15 protein-coding genes are annotated in these 19,561 nt (G+C 45.8%); 6 read left to right on the plus strand and 9 right to left on the minus strand.

Annotation, left to right across the window (positions count from 1 at the left end):
- Positions 1-84: 84 nt before the first annotated feature.
- Entirely contained in the window at positions 85-1,146 is a 1,062-nt protein-coding gene (gene aroB, locus I2F54_RS09365) for a 3-dehydroquinate synthase (protein WP_009122958.1), read from the minus strand.
- Positions 1,147-1,256: 110 nt separating this feature from the next.
- Here aroB and I2F54_RS09370 point away from each other — a divergent pair, with 110 nt between their 5' ends.
- The 3 genes from I2F54_RS09370 to cls all read left to right on the plus strand — a co-directional run bounded on the left by I2F54_RS09370 (position 1,257) and on the right by cls (position 6,196).
- A complete protein-coding gene (locus I2F54_RS09370) occupies positions 1,257-1,670 on the plus strand; it encodes a hypothetical protein (RefSeq protein ID WP_009122959.1) in 414 nt (137 codons plus the stop codon).
- Between the two features lie 100 nt (positions 1,671-1,770).
- Entirely contained in the window at positions 1,771-4,683 is a 2,913-nt protein-coding gene (locus I2F54_RS09375) for a TonB-dependent receptor (protein WP_087412371.1), read from the plus strand.
- Positions 4,684-4,756: 73 nt separating this feature from the next.
- Positions 4,757-6,196: a cardiolipin synthase gene (gene cls, locus I2F54_RS09380; RefSeq protein ID WP_195501050.1), complete on the plus strand. Its 1,440-nt coding sequence runs from the start codon at positions 4,757-4,759 to the stop codon at positions 6,194-6,196.
- A gap of 41 nt (positions 6,197-6,237) precedes the next feature.
- Here cls and rsmD read toward each other — a convergent pair whose 3' ends face one another.
- Genes rsmD through I2F54_RS09395 form a run of 3 tightly spaced genes read right to left on the minus strand, consistent with a single transcriptional unit; the run spans position 6,238 to position 8,259 of the window.
- Positions 6,238-6,786: a 16S rRNA (guanine(966)-N(2))-methyltransferase RsmD gene (rsmD, locus tag I2F54_RS09385; protein WP_087425623.1), complete on the minus strand. Its 549-nt coding sequence runs from the start codon at positions 6,784-6,786 to the stop codon at positions 6,238-6,240.
- Positions 6,777-7,556: a DUF3822 family protein gene (locus tag I2F54_RS09390; RefSeq protein WP_009122963.1), complete on the minus strand. Its 780-nt coding sequence runs from the start codon at positions 7,554-7,556 to the stop codon at positions 6,777-6,779. Before I2F54_RS09390 ends, rsmD begins: the two co-directional genes overlap by 10 nt.
- A gap of 16 nt (positions 7,557-7,572) precedes the next feature.
- Positions 7,573-8,259 (minus strand): hypothetical protein, encoded by a 687-nt coding sequence (locus I2F54_RS09395; protein WP_009122964.1) that lies wholly within the window; start codon positions 8,257-8,259, stop codon positions 7,573-7,575.
- Positions 8,260-8,354: 95 nt separating this feature from the next.
- Between I2F54_RS09395 and I2F54_RS09400 the strand changes: the two genes are divergently transcribed.
- Positions 8,355-9,818, plus strand: coding sequence for an ATP-dependent DNA helicase (locus tag I2F54_RS09400; protein ID WP_195501051.1), 1,464 nt, complete (start codon positions 8,355-8,357; stop codon positions 9,816-9,818).
- A gap of 71 nt (positions 9,819-9,889) precedes the next feature.
- On the opposite strand, the gene alaS is transcribed toward I2F54_RS09400, so the two are convergent.
- Complete coding sequence (gene alaS / locus I2F54_RS09405) at positions 9,890-12,511, minus strand: alanine--tRNA ligase (protein WP_195501052.1); 2,622 nt, start codon at positions 12,509-12,511, stop codon at positions 9,890-9,892.
- Positions 12,512-12,696: 185 nt separating this feature from the next.
- On the opposite strand from alaS, the gene I2F54_RS09410 reads away from it, so the two are divergent.
- Positions 12,697-13,665, plus strand: coding sequence for a M23 family metallopeptidase (locus I2F54_RS09410; protein ID WP_022218068.1), 969 nt, complete (start codon positions 12,697-12,699; stop codon positions 13,663-13,665).
- Between the two features lie 33 nt (positions 13,666-13,698).
- Complete coding sequence (locus I2F54_RS09415) at positions 13,699-14,091, plus strand: MerR family transcriptional regulator (protein ID WP_009122968.1); 393 nt, start codon at positions 13,699-13,701, stop codon at positions 14,089-14,091.
- A 4-nt stretch (positions 14,092-14,095) separates the two neighbouring features.
- On the opposite strand, the gene I2F54_RS09420 is transcribed toward I2F54_RS09415, so the two are convergent.
- The 4 genes from I2F54_RS09420 to I2F54_RS09435 form a co-directional block, all read right to left on the minus strand.
- On the minus strand, positions 14,096-16,357 hold the full coding sequence (locus tag I2F54_RS09420; protein ID WP_009122969.1) for a RelA/SpoT family protein: 2,262 nt from the start codon (positions 16,355-16,357) through the stop codon (positions 14,096-14,098).
- A gap of 73 nt (positions 16,358-16,430) precedes the next feature.
- A complete protein-coding gene (locus tag I2F54_RS09425) occupies positions 16,431-17,729 on the minus strand; it encodes a lytic transglycosylase domain-containing protein (protein ID WP_174263183.1) in 1,299 nt (432 codons plus the stop codon).
- Positions 17,730-17,773: 44 nt separating this feature from the next.
- Positions 17,774-18,625, minus strand: coding sequence for a DUF5683 domain-containing protein (locus tag I2F54_RS09430; RefSeq protein WP_009122971.1), 852 nt, complete (start codon positions 18,623-18,625; stop codon positions 17,774-17,776).
- Positions 18,622-19,512, minus strand: a complete 891-nt coding sequence (locus I2F54_RS09435; protein WP_009122972.1) for a ParB/RepB/Spo0J family partition protein — start codon at positions 19,510-19,512, stop codon at positions 18,622-18,624. The genes I2F54_RS09430 and I2F54_RS09435 overlap by 4 nt, the downstream gene beginning before the upstream one ends.
- Between the last annotated feature and the right edge of the window lie 49 nt (positions 19,513-19,561).

Consider the following 19,561-nt stretch of genomic DNA (forward strand, 5'->3'; position numbering starts at 1 on the left):
TTTATTTTGAAATAGCAAATAATTCCTTAACTTTTTGCTCCTTTATTTTGTAACTTCTTTATATTCTTTATGCTAATAAGGAGCTTATACACCCATACATTCCCGATAAAAGTCGAATACCTCGAATATTGTTTCTTTGTCTGCCGTTTGATTCAAACAAATATCCCCGACTTCTTTAAGCAGTGTGAAGTTAATGATGCCGGCGGTATTTTTCTTGTCATGCTGCATCAGTTCATATAAGCGGTCATATTGTTTGCAGTTAAAAGCAAAGGCTCCGTAATTCTCCTTGATAAACTGAATGGTTTGACGCATCTTTTCTTTAGGGAAGCCCGTTTGTATATGCGAAAGATAAAGTTCACATACTATTCCCCACGCTACGGCATAACCATGGAGTACCGGACGGTTCTCTGCCAAGGCAAGGCTCTCGAAAGCATGCCCTACGGTATGGCCGAGGTTAAGCGCCTTACGTATACCATGTTCTTGGGGGTCTTGTTCTACAATATCTTCTTTCACTTGAACAGAACGGCCTACCATTGCTTTGAGAGCAGTATAGTTTATGTTTTCCGTATCGAAAGATAATAATTCTGTTAAATGTTCGGGAGTGCTGATTAGACCATGTTTCAGCATTTCGGCGTAACCGGAGAAGAAATTATGGGAATCGAGACTGCGTAAGAATTCGGTTTCCAACAATACGCTGGCGGCAGGTGCAAAAACTCCGATTTCGTTTTTCAATCCGTTGAAATTAATACCTGTTTTTCCGCCTACCGATGCATCTACCATAGCAAGCAAGGTCGTGGGGATATTGATATAAGCTATTCCTCGCTTAAAGGTGGAAGCGGCAAAACCGCCGAGGTCGGTTACCATACCGCCGCCCAAATTTATTAATAGTGAGTGGCGGGTAGCTCCTTGCTCGCTTAAAGCCTGCCACACCGAAGCCAGCGTTTCCAGATTCTTATGCATATCTTCTGCTCCGATAATGATTTCGGCAGCATCTTGCAGTGCGGGAATACTTTGCAGTTGCGGCAAACAAAGACGGTGGGTATGTTCGTCGGTAAGGATGAAGAGCTTATCGTGAGGACACTTCTCAATGGCATGCGTCAGACTGCTTTCGAGTTTTTCGCAAAGGATTACTTCTTGTTTACTCATGAGAAAATTGCTGATTTATGATTTATTGCGGGACAAAGATAATTCTTTCGACAATAAATGCTACCTTTGTCTCACGAAAATAAATCTGAAACCATAATTCTGAAATCCAAATGAAAGCTTTACTTCCCGTATATTGTCGTCCGCTTGGATATTGTATAATTGCGCTCGCTTTGTTTCTACCGTTCTTAATGGTGATGATGGGCAGGGTAACGGATGCTAATTTGTTGTTTTATAAGGAATGTTCCAAACTTTTGATGATGTTGGGGGCATTGATGATAATATTCGCTTTGACAAAAAATGAATGTAAAGAGGTGGAGGCAATACGTAACAAAGCTACGCGGAACGCTATGTTCTTGACGGTGTTTTTCATCTTTGGTAACATGCTCTATCGTGTGGCACAAGGTGATTTAATGTCTGTAGACTCCTCTTCTTTCTTGATATTCCTGATTATAAATGTTCTTTGTCTTGAATTTGGTATAAAGAAAGCGACTGTTGACCGGTTATTTAAGCGGAATAATCGATAATTAAATAAAATCAATCTGTTAGGCATTAAACCTTTTGTCCGTAAGTTTGTCAAATGAAGCAGTTACAAATAAACATTGTTGATCATTTAGAAGACAGGGCATGAAAAGAATTATCACCGGAGCAATGTTGTTGCTGGCAACGGCATTATCCGCTTTTTCACAAACAAAAAACATTACCGTCTCCGGTCGTGTGGTTGAGGATACGAACGAACCTGCGGTACAAGCTACTATTCAGTTACTTTCATTGCCGGACAGCGCCTATGCTGCCGGTGTCGCTACTACAGGAAATGGCTATTTTACCTTGCCGAAGGTGAATGCCGGGAAGTATGTATTGAAAGTTTCCTATATCGGTTTTAAGAATAAATTTATCCCTTTGCATCTGTATGCCAATGTACTGAATAAGAATGTCGGTACGGTAACGCTCGAAACGGATGCCATTATGCTCGCTGAAGCCGTGATAACCGCCGAAGCGCCGCAAGTACAAGTGGTGGAAGATACATTAATGTATAATTCTACCGCTTACCGTACTCCGGAAGGCGCGATGCTGGAAGAATTGGTGAAGAAACTTCCCGGTGCCGAAATTGATGACGACGGTAATGTGAAGATTAATGGTAAGGAGTTGAAGAAAATTATGGTAGATGGCAAAGAATTCTTTGGCGGTGATGTAAAAACCGGATTGAAGAATTTGCCCGTCGATATGATTGATAAACTGAAAACCTACGATAAGAAATCAGACCTGGCACGTATCACCGGTATAGACGACGGTGAAGAGGAAACGGTGCTTGACCTCACTGTGAAGAAAGGCATGAACAGGGGCTGGTTTGGTAATGCGGATGTTGCTTATGGTACGGAAGACCGCTATATGGCTCGTATGATGGTGAATCATTTTGTGGATAAAACGCAGTTCTCCTTGATCGGTTCGGCGAATAATGTCAATGACCAAGGCTTCTCGGGCGGTGGCGGTGGTCCGCGTTGGCGCAGAAATAACGGTTTGGTGGCTACTAAAACGTTGGGTGCGAATTTCGCTACGGAAACATCCAAACTGGAAGTTGGCGGCAGCGCCCGATATAATTATAGAGGCGCGGATATTATCAGTACCAACTCTTCCGAACGTTTCCTGCAGAACGGAAACTCGTATTCAAACTCCAATTCCGTCAATAGGAACAAGAATATAGACTTTAATGCTGATTTCCGTTTGGAGTGGAAGCCGGATTCAATGACCAATATTATTTTCCGTCCGAACTTCTCTTATGGTAAAACGAATAATGCTTCCGGATCGGAGTCGGGAACATTCAATATCGATCCGTATAGTTTGGTTGCCAACCCGAACGATTTCCTCAATTTCGACCAGATGACAGATGATCCTTTGGAAGATATTCGTGTCAATGCTACGAACGACGCTTCTTTAAGTAAAAGTAAGAGTATCTCTACAGCGGCTACTTTGCAGCTGAACAGGAAACTTAATGACAGAGGACGTAATGTTACTTTTCGCGGACGTTTTGGTTACGGGGATAACGATAATGACCAATATACGCAGTCAGAAACTCGTTACTATCAGATATTGAATGCATTGGGAGGTGACTCCATCCTGTATCGTAACCAATACATTACGACTCCCACCCGCAATTATAATTATAGCGCCCAAATTACATACAGCGAGCCGATTGCACGGGCTACTTTTTTACAGTTCAGTTATCAGTTCCAGTATAAGTATAGTGAGAGCGATAAGACTACATTTGATATGTTGAGCTTTCCCGAATGGGATATCAACGGACCATTACCTGCAGGGTATGAAACGCATCCGGTGGATAGTTTGGGCAAATATGCAGAGTATAGGTACTATAATCATGATGCGTCTGTATCGTTGCGTTTCATCCGTGAAAAGTATCAGTTGAGCGCGGGAATGTCTTTCCAGCCGCAACATTCGGTACTGTCCTACAAACGTGGTGATTATATGATTGATACGACACGTAACGTATTTAACTTTGCTCCGAATATTGATTTTCGCTACCGTTTCTCCAAAGTGAGCCAGTTACGTTTCATGTATCGTGGGCGTAGCAGTCAGCCGAGTATGGAGAACTTATTGCCGATTGCCGATAATTCAAATCCACTGAATATCAAAGTGGGTAATCCCGGCCTGAAACCTGCGTTTACGCATAATATGCGTTTGTTTTATAATACATATAACGCAGAACTGCAGCGTGGTATGATGACACATGTCAGCTTCTCGACGACTCAGAATAGTATCAGCAACAGTACGATATATAATGAGCAAACCGGTGGGCGAACTACCACTCCGAAGAATATCAACGGTAATTGGAACGCTTTCGGCATGTTTGGATTCAATACGGCATTGAAGAATAAGAAGTTTACGATAAATTCTTTCTCGAATATCAATTATGCCAATAATGTAGCTTTCCTATACAATAAGGATACAAAGGTGGATGATAAGAATACCACTACCGGATTAACGCTGAGTGAACGGTTGAACGGAGCTTATCGTAACGATTGGTTTGAATTTGGACTGAACGGTTCTATTTCTTATACGGCCGAGCGCAGCAAATTGCGTCCGGAGAATAATCAGGAACCTTATACCTTCTCTTACGGTGCTTTGACTAATATAACGATGCCCTGGAAGATGACGCTTTCTACCAATATTACCAATCAGAGCCGTCGCGGCTATACGGATAGCAGCATGAACCGTAACGAATTGATTTGGAATGCCCAACTTTCGCAGTCTTTCCTGAAAGGTGCGGCTACTGTAAGTTTTGAGATGTACGATATACTGAAACAGCAGAGTAATATCAGTCGTTCGTTGACGGCAGATGCACGTTCGGTATCTTCTTATAACGGTATCAATAGCTATTGTATGCTGCACTTTATTTATCGCTTGAATATCTTTGGCAGTAAGGCTGCTCGCGAAAGCATGCAGGGGCGCAGAGGGTTTGGCGGCCCTGGCGGCCATCCGGGAGGACATCGGGGCGGATTTGGCGGTGGGCGTCGTCCGTTTTAATGTTAATCAATGTAATAGGTCGTAAAAATCCCTTTGTTTTTTATACATTTGTTTTACTCTTTATGACAAATGTATGTTTGATTGGAACCTCATAGCCAGCCTGATTGCCACAGTAGCATTTGATATAATCTATTTTGGTGCAATTATCGGAACAATTACGGTCATTATCCTCGACAACCGAAATCCGGTAAAGACGATGGCGTGGATATTGATATTAATGTTTCTGCCATTAGCGGGGCTTGTGCTTTACTTCTTCTTCGGTCGTAGTCAACGGCGTGTACGTGTCATCGGGAAGAAGAGCTACAACCGTTTGCTGAAGAAGCCGATGGCGGAATATCTTGCCCAGAATTCGTGTGTACTTCCGATGAATTACAGCCGTCTCATCGCCCTGTTCCGTAATACTAACCAAGCATTTCCTTTTGACGGAAACCGTGTGGAAGTCTATACGAGGGGGCTTTCCATGCTCCAATCCTTGTTGAGCGAGTTGCAGAAGGCTACGAAACATATCCACATGGAGTTCTATATTTTTGAGGATGATGCCATCGGGCGTATGGTGCGAGATGTGTTGGTAGATAAGGCAAGACAGGGGGTAGAGGTACGTGTTATTTATGATGATGTGGGATGCTGGCATGTTCCCCACCGTTTTTATGATCAGATGCGTGAGGCGGGCGTGGAAGTGCGTAGCTTTTTGAAGGTTCGTTTTCCATTGTTTACCAGTAAGGTGAACTATCGTAATCACCGTAAGATTGCGGTTATTGACGGACGTATCGGATTTGTCGGCGGAATGAATTTGGCAGAGCGTTATATGCGCGGATTCTCTTGGGGTATCTGGCGTGATACTCATATTTTGCTGGATGGTAAAGCTGTGCACGGCTTGCAGACGGCGTTTTTGCTCGACTGGTATTTTGTAGATCGTACTTTGATAACGTCCGCCCGCTATTTTCCGAAAGTCGATAATTGCGGAACCTCGTTGGCGCAGATTGTAACAAGTGAACCGATAGGCCCTTGGAAAGAGATTATGCAGGGACTTGTCATGGCGATAACCGGTGCACGAAAATATTTCTACATACAAACTCCTTATTTCCTGCCGACGGAGGCCGTTGCCGTAGCAATGCAGACAGCGGCTTTAGCAGGAGTTGATGTGCGTTTGATGCTCCCTTACCGTGCAGATAACAGGCTGACGCATTTAGGCTCTTGTTCTTATTTGGCAGAAGCATTACGGGCGGGAGTGAAAGTTTATTTCTACAAAAAAGGATTTCTGCACTCCAAATTGATGGTTTCGGATGATGAATTATCTACTGTAGGCTCTACAAATGTGGACTTCCGTAGTTTTGAACATAACTTTGAAGTGAATGCATTTATATACGATACTGAAACGGCTCTCCAGATGCGTGAGATATTTCTGCAGGATCAACGGGAGTGTGTACAAGTATTCTCCAAGAACTGGGAAAAACGACCGTGGTATCGTAAGGCGGCAGAGAGTGTGGTGCGTTTGCTGGCACCACTTTTATAGTTGAAAGTTGAGAGTTTGCCACACAGTGAAACTTTCACCTTTCAGCTATCAACTTTCAATTTAAAAAAGGAGAAGTTTACGCTACCGTATACTCTTCTTTCTACAAAATGAGGATGGCTTTCAAAATTATTGCTTTTTCCATGTTCCAGAACAAACAGACCGTCTTCTTTTAAAAGGTTATTTTCAAAAATCAGGTCAGGTAGAGTTTCAAGTCCTTTTAGCTCGTAAGGCGGGTCGGCAAAGATGAAGTCGAACTGCTCTCGGCCGCCTCGTATGTATTTGAATACATCACCGCGGACGGGTAGACATTTGTCGGTTTTCAGTTCTTGCATCACTTTACAGATAAAGGCGTAATGGTCACGGTCTCTTTCTATACTGATAACCTGGTCGCAACCTCTGGACACAAGTTCTATGCTGATACTGCCTGTACCGGCAAACAGGTCAAGGGCACGCACACCCTCCTCAAAGTCGAGATAGTTGGATAGTACGTTGAACAGGTTTTCTTTGGCAAAATCCGTAGTCGGGCGTGCTTTGAATGTATGAGGCACATCAAAGCGTCTTCTTTTATATATTCCGCTGATTACTCGCATAGGTTAATGGCTTGCAGGTCAAGATTAGTGGCAGGGTTCATGATGAATACCTGTCGGATGAATTTTCTCAGTTCGGGCAGCAGTTGCTCTTTGTCGGACAGTTCGCCGGTAAGGTGAAGTTCGTCGCGTTCCTGTTCCATGCCGAGTTGTTTCCATATATAGAGGATGTAGTAGATACGGTCGTTGGCTTCCTTGCACGCAAAAGCGTTGGCGAATGTCAACCGGCCACGTTCGTAGGTGTATATGTCTACTGCTTCTTTACGTAGATGTACATACATTTTCCGGCAGTTACCCAGCCGGCTTTTAGTCGCAAAGTATTCTATAAACGGACTTGCTTGAGAATAGAAACGGATGTTCGGATATTGTTCCCGTAAAAGTGAACAAGTACTTTTATCCATACCGAACAGTACGACTATATTGTTTTTGTGCAGAATATTATATTGCACCAGTTCGTTTTCCTGCTTGGGGTGATTATGATAGAATACGGTTTCTACCTGTTCATCCTCAAAAAACTCTAAAGGAATGAATGTGAAGCGCTTGTTTGCCATGAGCACATTGACACGGCGGAAAGCGAAGTTCAGCCATTCCACTTCCCGGAAAGTTTGTTTCAGGTTGGCGGTTAGAGATAAAGAATCGTCTACCTCACGCTCATAGAAAGAAACTTCACCGTCGCCGAGAGGGTTGAATATAGAAAAAGAAAATCCATCCGTACTGAGACGGATGGATAAGGTATATTGTTCCGATTTACTAAAATCAGTTGTTTCTATCATACGTATTGTCGGTAGATTATTCCCAGTTACCGGCGTTGTTGTTAGCTGTTTCCAAGCTACCGATCATCAAACCTGAGTATTTACCCAACTTAGTTTGAAGGTCTTTCAAGTTAGCGATTTCCTGCTTGTCCAAACCATTCAGATATACATCGTACGGAGTCTTAACCTCGAGCAGACAGAAAGGAGCACCTGATTTGGCTGTATCGTTGCGGATAGCCATTTCAAACTGCGCACCGTTTCCGAAAGGAACATATCTCATAGAATCTGCGTTGAAGCCTTTCGGGAAGATAGTATCCAATACGGCTACCCACATGGTATCACGTTTGAAGTTTTCCAATCCCCATTTCTTTACTTCTGAATAGTTACCGGTCTTCTTGGCTTTATTGATGATGTTGATAGCTTTCTTTTCAGTCAAACCGTCTTCCAACTGTTTGTCATCCAATTCTCCTTGTTTGAAGATGAACGGAAGTTTCTGATTCTTTACGAAGTCAATCAGCGTATCGAAGCTGGCGGTATATTGTTGGTCGTGCAAACCACGATATTCCAACTGTGCTTTACGGATGTCGATCAGACGTGCGATAACTGCTGCGTCTCTGTGCTTTTTGGCTTCTTCAAAGTTTATAGGACCCATGATACTGGCATAGCAGATATAAACTAAGACCAGAGCACATAAGCCTAAAACGATATTAAATACTGTTTTCATGATAAATATGTTTTTTAGTTGTTATATTCGCACCGCAAAAATAAAAGAAATAAATTTAAAAACGATAGTTCCCGTTACTTTTTTCTATTACAAAAATGATAAATAACTATTTAGAAAGGCAAATTAAGGAAAATTTTCCTTATCAACCAACTTCGGAGCAGGAAATTGCAATAAAATCTTTGTCGGAGTTCCTTTTGTCGCTACGCAGCGAGGCGGTTTTTCTGCTTCGTGGTTATGCCGGAACGGGTAAAACGTCGTTGGTAGGCGCTTTGGTCAAGACGTTGGATAAGTTGCAGCAAAAGGTGATATTGCTGGCTCCGACGGGGCGGGCAGCGAAAGTATTTTCTGCTTATGCGGGACATCCGGCGTTTACAATTCATAAAAAAATATATAGACAGCAATCATTCTCTAACGAGACAAGTAATTTTTCTGTGAACGATAATTTGACAATTCACACGTTATATATTGTGGATGAGGCGTCGATGATTTCCAATGAAGGCCTGTCGGGAACTTCATTCGGAACGGGACGTTTGCTGGATGATTTGGTACAGTTTGTTTATTCCGGTACGGGGTGCCGTCTTTTACTGATGGGCGATACGGCGCAGCTTCCGCCGGTAGGAGAGGAACAAAGTCCTGCACTTTTTGCCGATGCTTTGAAAGGATATGGGCTGGAAGTACAGGAAGTGGATTTAACTCAAGTCGTCCGTCAGGAACAGCAATCGGGTATATTGTGGAATGCAACCCGTTTACGGCAACTGATAGCCGAAGATACTTGTGAAGCGTTACCGAAAATAAAGATAACGGGCTTTGCGGACATAAAGGCATTACCCGGTAATGAGTTGATAGATAGGCTTGAAACATGCTATGACCATGACGGATTGGATGAAACCATTGTGATATGCCGTTCCAATAAACGGGCGAATATTTATAATAACGGTATTCGTGCCCAGATTCTTTGGAGGGAGGATGAACTGAATACGGGAGACTTGCTGATGGTTGCGAAAAATAATTATTTTTGGACGGAACAGCTTCAAACGGATATGTTGCGCAATGGCGAGAAGAAAGAAGCTGTTGCGCAAATTCCCGATTTCATAGCCAATGGTGAAACCGCCATAGTACGCCGAGTACGCCGCACCCGTGAGTTGTATGGTTTTCGCTTTGCCGATGTGACTTTGGCATTTCCTGATTATAATGATTTTGAGTTAGAGGTGAATCTCTTGCTGGATACTTTGCATAGCGATGCCCCCGCGTTGCCTAAAGCAGATAACGACAGGCTTTTCTATACTGTTCTGGAGGACTATGCTGATATAACGACGAAACGTGAACGGATGAAAAAGATGAAAGCCGATCCTTTCTATAACGCTTTGCAGGTGAAGTACGCTTATGCCGTGACTTGCCATAAAGCGCAGGGCGGGCAGTGGAAGAACGTTTTTCTCGATCAGGGGTATATGACGGACGAGTATCTGACACCCGATTATTTCCGTTGGCTGTATACAGCCTTTACCCGTGCTACGGGGACGTTATATTTAGTAAATTATCCGCAGGAACAGATTGGATAAATAAAAGAAACCCCGTCTTGGCAAAGGAAGCCGAGACGGGGTTTCTACTTTATGGTGATTGGAATAATCGTTTAGATATTTGCCAGTTCTATCACTTTCTCAACTGCTGCATTCAGCCCGTCGGGGTTCTTACCGCCGGCAGTTGCAAAGTGAGGTTGACCGCCACCGCCGCCTTGTATCAGTTTGGCTGCTTCTTTCACCAGATTACCGGCTTTCAGGCCACCGGCCACCAAATTGTCGCTCAGCATTACTGTCAACATCGGTTTCCCTTCAAATACTGTTCCTGCAACGAAGAAGAGGTTTTCTGTAATTTCCCCGCGCAGTTGGAAAGCGATATTCTTGACTGCATCGGCAGGTATCATGGCTGCACAGAATTTGATTACTTTCACACCGTTTATTTCCTGAATGTTCTGTAAAAGTTTCTCTTTCAGTTGCGCTTCTTTCTCTTTCATAAAGTCTTCCACCTGTTTCTTCAAACCTGCATTCTCCTCGATGTATTTGCGGATTGCGCCGGACAAGTCGGGAGCGTTGTTGAAGAGCGCTTTCAAATCGCGCATGGTATCCTGGAACGTATCGAGCATTTCTTCTACACGGGCTCCGGTATAGGCTTCGATACGGCGGACACCGGCTGCAACGGAACTTTCGGATACGATCTTTATCATTCCGATGTTTCCGGTAGCGGCTACGTGCGTACCGCCACAGAATTCGATGGAAGAACCGAATTGGATAACGCGTACATGGTCACCGTACTTCTCACCGAATAAAGCGATAGCTCCCAGTTCCTTGGCTTCTTCAATAGGAATGTTGCGATATTCTTTCAAAGGAATATTGGCGCGTATCTTGGCATTTACAATATGCTCTACCCGGCGGATTTCTTCGTCCGTTACTTTCTGGAAGTGAGAGAAGTCGAAACGTAAGGATTCCGGGCTGACCAAAGAACCTTTCTGTTCAACGTGCTCGCCCAGCACTTCGCGCAACGCTGCATCCAGCAAGTGAGTGGCAGAGTGGTTGGCGGCGCAAGCGGCGCGTTTGTCCGTGTCTACACATGCCATGAGCGGAGCTTCCAAATGTTCGGGAAGCTTCTTGGTAATATGGATAGGAAGATTGTTTTCCTTCTTTGTGTCAATGACTTCAATTGTTTCGAATTCGTTCACCAATACACCGGTATCACCTACCTGACCGCCGCTTTCGGCATAGAACGGGGTTTTGCCCAGTACAATCTGGTACAATGTCTGGTTTTTCTGCTTTATCTGTCGGTAACGCAGAATGGATGTTTCGTATTCCGTATAGTCGTAGCCTACGAATTCGGTTGTACCTTCCTGCAATGTAATCCAGTCTCCGGTTTCCACGGCTGCTGCGTTACGTGCGCGTTGCTTTTGCTGCTGCATCTCGGCGTCAAATTCTTTGATGTCGGCTGTCATACCGTTTTCGCGGAGAATAAGCTCCGTAAGGTCGAGCGGGAAACCGAATGTATCATAAAGCGTAAAGGCGTCTTTACCGCTGATTTCAGTCTTACCGGCTGCTTTGGCATCCGCCATGGTCTTATCCAGCAGACGTATGCCGGTTTCCAAAGTACGAAGGAAAGAATCTTCTTCTTCTTTGATAACTTTGGCTATCAGTTCTTTTTGTGCGTTCAGTTCAGGATATGCACCACCCATATTTTCAATCAGTACAGGCAGTAACTTGTACATGAACGCCTGTTTCTGCCCGAGGAATGTGTAACCGTAACGCACCGCACGGCGAAGAATACGTCGGATTACATAACCGGCCTTGGTATTGCTCGGCAACTGGCCGTCAGTAATAGAGAAGGCAATCGTACGGATATGGTCGGCGATTACGCGCATGGCGATATCCTGTTGCTCATTTTTGCCGTATGCGGTTCCTGACATGTCGCCGATTGCTTTCAACATTGGTTGGAAAACATCGGTGTCATAGTTGGAAGTCTTGCCTTGCAATGTACGTACCAGACGCTCGAAGCCCATACCTGTATCGATAACCTTGGCGGGAAGTCCTTCAAGGCTGCCGTCCGCTTTACGGTTGAACTGCATGAATACGAGGTTCCAGATTTCGATAACTTGCGGATGGTCTTTGTTCACCAATTGCGATCCGGGAACTTTGGCTTTCTCTTCTTCCGAACGTGAATCCACATGGATTTCGGAACACGGACCGCAAGGGCCTGTATCACCCATTTCCCAGAAGTTATCATGCTTATTTCCATTGAGGATATGGTCTTTCGGCAAGAATTGTTCCCAGTAAGAAGCGGCCTCGTTGTCACGCTCCAGACCTTCTTCGGGACTGCCTTCGAACACGGTTGCATAGAGGTCTTTCGGATCCAGCTTCAGCACGTCTACCAGATACTCCCATGCCCAGGAGATAGCTTCTTTCTTGAAGTAATCGCCAAAAGACCAGTTACCCAACATCTCGAACATGGTGTGGTGATAAGTGTCATGACCCACTTCTTCCAAGTCATTGTGTTTTCCGCTGACACGAAGACATTTTTGCGAGTCCGCCACTCTTCTATATTTCGCCGGGTGATTCCCCAAAATAATATCTTTAAACTGGTTCATACCCGCGTTGGTAAACATCAGCGTGGGATCGTCTTTAATCACCATTGGAGCCGAAGGCACAATTTGGTGACCTTTACTTTCGAAGAAACTCTTGAATGAGTCTCTGATTTCATTTGCAGTCAACATACTTCTTATTTCTGATTTATGATTTCTGATTTATTGCTTGTGATTTATGACTTACACATTCTATGACTCACCTTCCGATAAATCATAAATCGTCGGTCATAAATCTTATAATTCTTGAAAAAACTGTGCAAAGATAGCTTGTTTTTCGTATTTTTGTCGCATTGATAATGAAATATTTACTCTCAATGCGCAAAGTTTACTACATTTATAATCCGCGGACACAGACTTACGACCGAATTTATCCTACCGTCCGGCAACGGGCGTTGAGTATATTGCGCAGGCTGTTTTTCGGTATGGGGTTGGGAGCCGGCAGTTTCATCATATTATTGCTGATTTTCGGTTCACCTTCCGAGAAAGAACTGCGGAAAGAAAACAGCCGGCTTCAGGCGCAGTATAATGTCCTTTCACGAAGAATGGACGAGGCGATGGGAGTATTGCAGGATGTACAGCAACGTGACGACAACTTATATCGCGTCATTTTCCAGGCCGACCCTGTTCCGTCGGCTATCCGTAAGGCGGGGTACGGCGGTACAAACCGTTACGAACATCTGATGGATATGGCTAATTCGGATTTGGTGGTAAACACTACTCAGAAGATGGATATGCTCACGAAGCAGCTTTATATCCAATCCCGTTCGTTTGACGACGTGGTGGAGATGTGCAAGAACCATGATGAAATGTTACGTTGCATACCTGCCATTCAGCCGATTTCCAATAAGGATTTGCGTAAGACGGCTTCCGGTTATGGCACGCGTATCGACCCTATCTACGGAACTACCAAATTTCATGCGGGTATGGACTTCTCGGCTCATCCGGGGACGGAGGTATACGCCACTGGCGATGGTAAGGTGGTAAAAATGGGATGGGAAACCGGTTACGGCAATATTATTATCGTTGACCACGGCTTCGGTTATCAGACTTGGTACGCTCACTTGCAAGGTTTCCGTACGCAACTCGGTAAGCGGGTGGTACGAGGTGAGGTTATCGGTGAAGTAGGCAGTACGGGCAAGAGTACAGGTCCTCACTTGCATTACGAAGTGCATGTAAAAGGACAGGTAGTAAATCCGGTTAACTATTACTTTATGGATTTGAGCGCCGAAGATTACGACCGTATGATACAGATTGCGGCCAATCACGGTAAGGTGCTTGATTAATGGATTGTATAACGACTGATTGATAGTATTGTCATGCTGAATACCGATAAAGAACTGAAACTGTATTACTCCATTGGCGAGGTTGCCAAAATGTTTGACGTCAACGAATCGCTGCTTCGTTTCTGGGAGAAGGAATTTCCGCAACTCAATCCCAAGAAGGGCGGGCGGGGGATACGCCAATACCGTAAGGAAGATATTGAGACTGTGAAGTTGATTTATCACCTGGTTAAGGAGCGTGGGATGACGTTACCCGGCGCACGCCAGCGGATGAAAGACAATAAAGAAGCCACTCTCCGGAATTTTGAAATCGTAGAGCGGCTTAAAAGTATCCGTGAAGAACTTATCGGTATGAAAGAATCACTCGATGCCTTTACCTATGAAGATGTAGAGGCATTGAAAGAGAATCTTATCAAAGAGAATCTTTAAAGGATTATCCCTCTATTCTCGTTACCTGCTTGATATTCTGTATCAGTTTCAAGTTGTCGCAGATGCTGCGCACATCGTCCACGTCATGTACGTAAAGCTGTATCTTGCCTTCAAAAATGCCGTCGGTCGTTTCAATCGTCAGCTTGCGGATATTAACGTTCAGTTGGCGGGAGATGACCTGTGTAACTTCGTTCAGCAGTCCCATGCTATCGATACCTTTCAGATAAATCGTCACAAGGAATGACAGCTCTTTGTGAGTATCCCATTCGGTTGCGATGATGCGGTTGCCGTAACTGCTCTTGAGGCGTGCGGCTACCGGACATTGGCGCTTGTGAATGATTATCCGGTTCTGCTCGTCTATATATCCCAGTACATCGTCGCCGGGAATGGGATGACAGCAATCCGCCATGATATAGTTCTTCTGGATGGTTTCCTCCGTAAGTTTCAATATCTGTTTGGTATTGATTTTTTCTTGCGGAGCTTTATCTTCGGACGGCTGCTCCTTTGTGTCTTTGTTATCTTTGTTACCGAAGGAGAAAGTCAGGAACTTCTTCCAGTTGGTACTCTGCTTTTCTTTGAAGGCGTTTCTGTCAGCATCGCCCAATACGAGCTTTTTGCCGCCGACGGCAACGAACAGTTCGTCGCGGGTATGGAAATTGTGCAGACGGGTGAGCTTGTCTAAAGCTGCATCATCCATGCGTATATCCTCATTCTTGAAGAAGTCGGCAAGCATTATTTCACCCTCTTTCTGATGAGCTTTCGCTTCCTTGCGCAGGATGGATGCAATCTTGGCGCGGGCACGGGCGGTAGTGGCATAAGCTTCCCATTCCGGTTGTACGCGCTGCGATTTGGAGGTCAGAATCTCCACCTGGTCGCCGCTCTGCAACTTATGGCTGAGAGGAACGAGTTTGTGGTTTACTTTCGCGCCGATGCAGTGGCTGCCGATGTCTGTGTGCAGGGAAAAAGCGAAATCCAATGCTGTCGAGTTCTGCGGCATGGTCTTGATTTCGCCTTTCGGAGTAAATACGAAAATTTCCGAAGCAAACAGATTCAGCTTGATGGTATCCAGAAAATCAATGGCGTCCGGTTGGGGGTCGTCGAGTATCTCCTTGATGGTACGCAACCATTTATCCAGCTCGCCCTCATCCTCACTGCCACCGCCTTCTTTGTATTTCCAATGGGCGGCGAAGCCTTGCTCCGCAACGTCGTTCATACGCTCGCTGCGAATCTGGACTTCAATCCATTGTCCGTTATTCCCCATAAGGGTGACGTGCAAGGCCTGATAACCATTGGCTTTCGGGTGGCTCACCCAGTCGCGCAGACGGTCGGGATGCGGTTTGTATATTTTGGATATGGACACGTATATGTCGAAGCAGTCGTTCAGCTCCTCTTCCATATTGCGGGGTTCGAAGATGATGCGTACGGCCAGCAGGTCATAGATTTCCTCGAACGGCACGTGCTTGGTCTGCATCTTGTTCCAAATAGAGTAAATGGATTTTACGCGGGCGAGAATGCGGTATTTCAATCCCATCTTATCCAGTTGGGCACGTATCGGAGCGGTGAATTCTTTGAATACCTTGTCGCGCTCTACGGCTGTTGCCGCCAGTTTTTCTTCAATTTCGCGGTATTCTTCCGGATGTTCGTACCTGAAACTCAGGTTTTCCAACTCCGTCTTTATCTTGTATAAGCCTAACCGGTTGGCCAGCGGCGCATAGATATACAAGGTTTCACCGGCTATCTTGAACTGCTTGTTGGGCAGCATGGAACCGAGCGTACGCATATTATGCAGCCGGTCGGCTATTTTGATAAGGATAACGCGAATGTCATCGGACATAGTGAGCAGCAACTTCTTGAAGTTCTCTGCTTGCGCCGAGGCGCGGTCACCGAAGATACCGCCTGAGATTTTGGTCAGCCCGTCTACGATTTGGGCAATCTTAGGGCCGAAAATGTTTTCAATATCTTCAACCGTGTAATCGGTGTCTTCCACTACGTCGTGCAATAGGGCGGAGCAAATGGAAGTCGACCCCAAACCTATCTCATTGCACACAATCTTGGCAACGGCGATGGGGTGCATGATATAAGGCTCGCCCGAACGGCGTTTGATTCCTTTATGCGCCTGATTGGCAAAATTGAATGCTTTGGTTATTATTTCGACACGCTTGCGGTGCTTGGTTGCCAAATAGTCGTTCAACAGTTCCTGGAATGCCTGTTCAATCATTTCTTCTTCGGCTTTCTCTTTCTCCTTCTGGCTTACACTCTCTTCCATATACTGTTTCTCCTTTCTTCTTCACTTTTTGCAAAAATAAGCAATTTTCAACACCGGACAAGCATTTATGTCTTTATTTGTAAATCTTCAGTCTCTTTCCTGCGTTAATTTTTGTGCTTCTCAATCCATTCCAGCTTTTTATCTGATTGACGGTGACGCCATATTTACGGGCGATAGTCGACAGGGTTTCTCCGTTGCGTATCCTGTGGTAGGTTACATCGCCTTGTGAAGAACTTTTTCCTTTGCTGCCGCGTGCTTTGCTGCGGGTATCGGCCACGGAAACGGTTCTGCGGTTTTTAAACAACTCTGCGCTGCGATGGGTATAAATCGTGTCTTGTTTGTCAATAAAAGTACTAATGGAGTTTATCGGTAAACGGAGTGTCTGAGGTTTGCTGTCTCCCGGGATGATATTCTTTTTGTACTGGGGATTCAGGCTCTTGAGCTCATCCATTCCGATGCCGCAAACATCCGCGATTTGCTCAAAGTGCAGGTTGCGGTTCACCTGTACGGTATCTGTGGCGTCCGGAATATTGGTCTCCATCGGGCAGATATTGTGCTTGCAGTAATACGTCATTACGTAGTTGGCGGCTATAAAGGCAGGTACGTATCCCCGTGTCTCTTTGGGCAGGTAATTGTATATTTCCCAATAATCCGTTTTGCCGCCCGCGCGACGGATGGCTTTGTTGATTGTTCCGGGACCGCAGTTGTAAGCGGCGATTACCAGATTCCAGTCCTGATAAATGGCGTACATATCCTTCAGATAACGTGCGGCGGCCCAGGTCGCTTTAATCGGATCGCGGCGCTCGTCCACAAGGCTGTTGCTTTCCAGACCGTATATCTTGCCCGTGTTCAGCATGAACTGCCATAAGCCGGAGGCTCCTGCACGGGATACGGCCGAGGGGTTGAGAGCCGACTCGATAATCGGCAGATACTTGAGCTCCAGCGGCAGACCGTATGTATCGAGCGCTTCTTCAAAAATAGGCATATAGAAATTGCAGGCGCTCAGCATGAAAGCCACCTGGTTGCGGAGGCGTCCGGCGTACATGTCGATGAATTTGCGAACAATCTCGTTGTAAGGCATCTCCATGACGGTCGGCATACGTGAAAGCCGGTCGATATATACAGAGTCGCTGAATTCCGGATTGACGGTAGAAGTGCTGCAATCCTTTCCCAAATCTATATAGTTTTTTGCTTTCCAGTCGTTGAGCAGGCTGTCTACGGGGTAAGTCATGCTCTTGGGCAGGTCGATGACTTCCCGGCGTTCCGTTCCGTTTTCACGGATGATGACGTCTACGCTTTCCTGGGCATACGCTTGCGGAGCCGCAAGCAATACACTGAACAGCAATGAGGAACCTATGATTATTCTTTTCATGTATGTAGGTTTATTTGTCATGGATAAATCTGTTTTATTTGTTTTTAAAATCGGAAACTGCATTGCAATCCTACGGAACGGTTGGACGGGTTGCTTATCTGATTATTGATGACAGTCGGCTCCACCTTCATACTGAGGTCGGGAGTGATGTCGAAATTGGACAGCTCGGCGTCCACATAGGCGTCGATGACGGATAGCAGATATACTCCGATAAAGGCGAAGATACTTAAATCCCGGTATCTGCGATAGGTGTCTTTTCGTTTGCGCAGCAATTCCTTCAGCTGGGTTTCGGAAACCGTGTATCCGGGGGGCAGCAGGTCGGTGATGCTGCTGGACTGCATGTTGCCGTTCATCGCGTCTTTGTATGCGGTGGAGTAGTCCTTATACATTTTTCCGTTCCACGTCAATGCATAGGCGCATCCGGCGAAACCGCCGTAGAATATAGGCAGTTTCCAGTATTTACGGTTGTAGATTTGTCCGCCGCCGGGAATCACGAGCGCCAGCCAGGTTGCCTTCGTAGGGTTGGGAACCCACACCTTTGGGTTGATTTCTCTTTTCAGACTGTCTGTCGGCGCTTCCGGTTCTTCCAAGGCGGGAGCGGAGGTCATTTCCAATAACTTTTTCTTGTTCTCGGCCGCAATGCTGTCGGCGGTGGCGATGCTGTCCGCCGAGGTAACGGCCTGGTGCAGTACCGGTTCGTCCATTGTCAGACCCAGGCTGTCGGACGGTATCCGGGCAGCTTGCCGTATGGCGTTGAGGGAGTCCGCCTGCAGCCTGTGTATCCTTTTGGCAGCGGCGCGCGGACGGTTCTGACCATACATAGCAATCCCTGCCGTCTGCATAAAGCAAAGCAGCAGGGCGATACCGATTTGATATATTCTTCTCTTCTTCGTCATTTATTTTTCAGCGTATCGAGAATACCGATGATACGTTCCAATTCTTCTTCGTTACCGAACGGGATACTGATTTTTCCTTTCCCTTTTTCGGAGCAGGTCAGTTGTACTTTGGTGCTGAAGAAGCTGGAAAGCTGCTGCTTCAGCATATTGAACTCTTCGGGCAGTTTGGCGCGTTTGGGAGCAATCTTACGACCGCCGCTTTTCACGGTTTCCCCTTCGTTCAATGATTTCACGATTTCCTCTACCTTGCGCACGGAATATCCTTGCTCGAGTATCTCCTCGAAAATCTTCACTTGCAGTTTGGGGTCGCCCAACGTTATCAAGGCACGGGCGTGTCCCATGTCTATCTGCTTGTTTTGCAGTCCCATCTGGATGGGAGCCGGCAGTTTCAGCAGGCGCAGGTAGTTGGCGATGGTGGTACGTTTCTTTCCTATGCGTTCGCTGAGGCGTTCCTGGGTCAGTCCGTATTGTTCCAGCAGGTGTTGATAGGCCAGCGCTATTTCCACGGAGTTCAGGTCTTCGCGCTGTATGTTTTCGATGAGCGCCATTTCCATGACATTTTCATCGTCGGCCGTACGGATGTAGGCGGGGATGCTTGTCAGTCCGGCTATTTGTGAAGCGCGGAAACGGCGTTCGCCGGCAATAATCTGGTATTCATCATCGGATAGCTTACGCAGGGTGACAGGCTGGATGATACCAATCTCTGCAATAGAATCGGCAAGTTCCTGCAACGCTGTTTGGTCGAACTCGCGGCGGGGCTGATTGGGGTTGACGGCAATCTTCGACAATTCTATTTCATTGATAGAGGAAGAGCCTTCGGTCTGCACCTCGTCCATAGAGAGCAAGGCGTCCAGCCCACGTCCTAATGCATTTCTTTTCTGTACCATCTGTTTATTTACTGTTTTACGATTTACAATTTACTGTTTTGCCATACGG

This window comes from Bacteroides clarus (assembly GCF_015555825.1).
Taxonomy (GTDB): Bacteria; Bacteroidota; Bacteroidia; order Bacteroidales; family Bacteroidaceae; genus Bacteroides; species Bacteroides clarus.

Coding starts and splice junctions, on each gene's coding strand:
- aroB (WP_009122958.1), bottom strand. CDS start 1,146: ATGAGTAAACAAGAAGTAATCCTTTGCGAAAAACTCGAAAGCAGTCTG.
- I2F54_RS09370 (WP_009122959.1), top strand. CDS start 1,257: ATGAAAGCTTTACTTCCCGTATATTGTCGTCCGCTTGGATATTGTATA.
- I2F54_RS09375 (WP_087412371.1), top strand. CDS start 1,771: ATGAAAAGAATTATCACCGGAGCAATGTTGTTGCTGGCAACGGCATTA.
- cls (WP_195501050.1), top strand. CDS start 4,757: ATGTTTGATTGGAACCTCATAGCCAGCCTGATTGCCACAGTAGCATTT.
- rsmD (WP_087425623.1), bottom strand. CDS start 6,786: ATGCGAGTAATCAGCGGAATATATAAAAGAAGACGCTTTGATGTGCCT.
- I2F54_RS09390 (WP_009122963.1), bottom strand. CDS start 7,556: ATGATAGAAACAACTGATTTTAGTAAATCGGAACAATATACCTTATCC.
- I2F54_RS09395 (WP_009122964.1), bottom strand. CDS start 8,259: ATGAAAACAGTATTTAATATCGTTTTAGGCTTATGTGCTCTGGTCTTA.
- I2F54_RS09400 (WP_195501051.1), top strand. CDS start 8,355: ATGATAAATAACTATTTAGAAAGGCAAATTAAGGAAAATTTTCCTTAT.
- alaS (WP_195501052.1), bottom strand. CDS start 12,511: ATGTTGACTGCAAATGAAATCAGAGACTCATTCAAGAGTTTCTTCGAA.
- I2F54_RS09410 (WP_022218068.1), top strand. CDS start 12,697: ATGCGCAAAGTTTACTACATTTATAATCCGCGGACACAGACTTACGAC.
- I2F54_RS09415 (WP_009122968.1), top strand. CDS start 13,699: ATGCTGAATACCGATAAAGAACTGAAACTGTATTACTCCATTGGCGAG.
- I2F54_RS09420 (WP_009122969.1), bottom strand. CDS start 16,357: ATGGAAGAGAGTGTAAGCCAGAAGGAGAAAGAGAAAGCCGAAGAAGAA.
- I2F54_RS09425 (WP_174263183.1), bottom strand. CDS start 17,729: ATGAAAAGAATAATCATAGGTTCCTCATTGCTGTTCAGTGTATTGCTT.
- I2F54_RS09430 (WP_009122971.1), bottom strand. CDS start 18,625: ATGACGAAGAAGAGAAGAATATATCAAATCGGTATCGCCCTGCTGCTT.
- I2F54_RS09435 (WP_009122972.1), bottom strand. CDS start 19,512: ATGGTACAGAAAAGAAATGCATTAGGACGTGGGCTGGACGCCTTGCTC.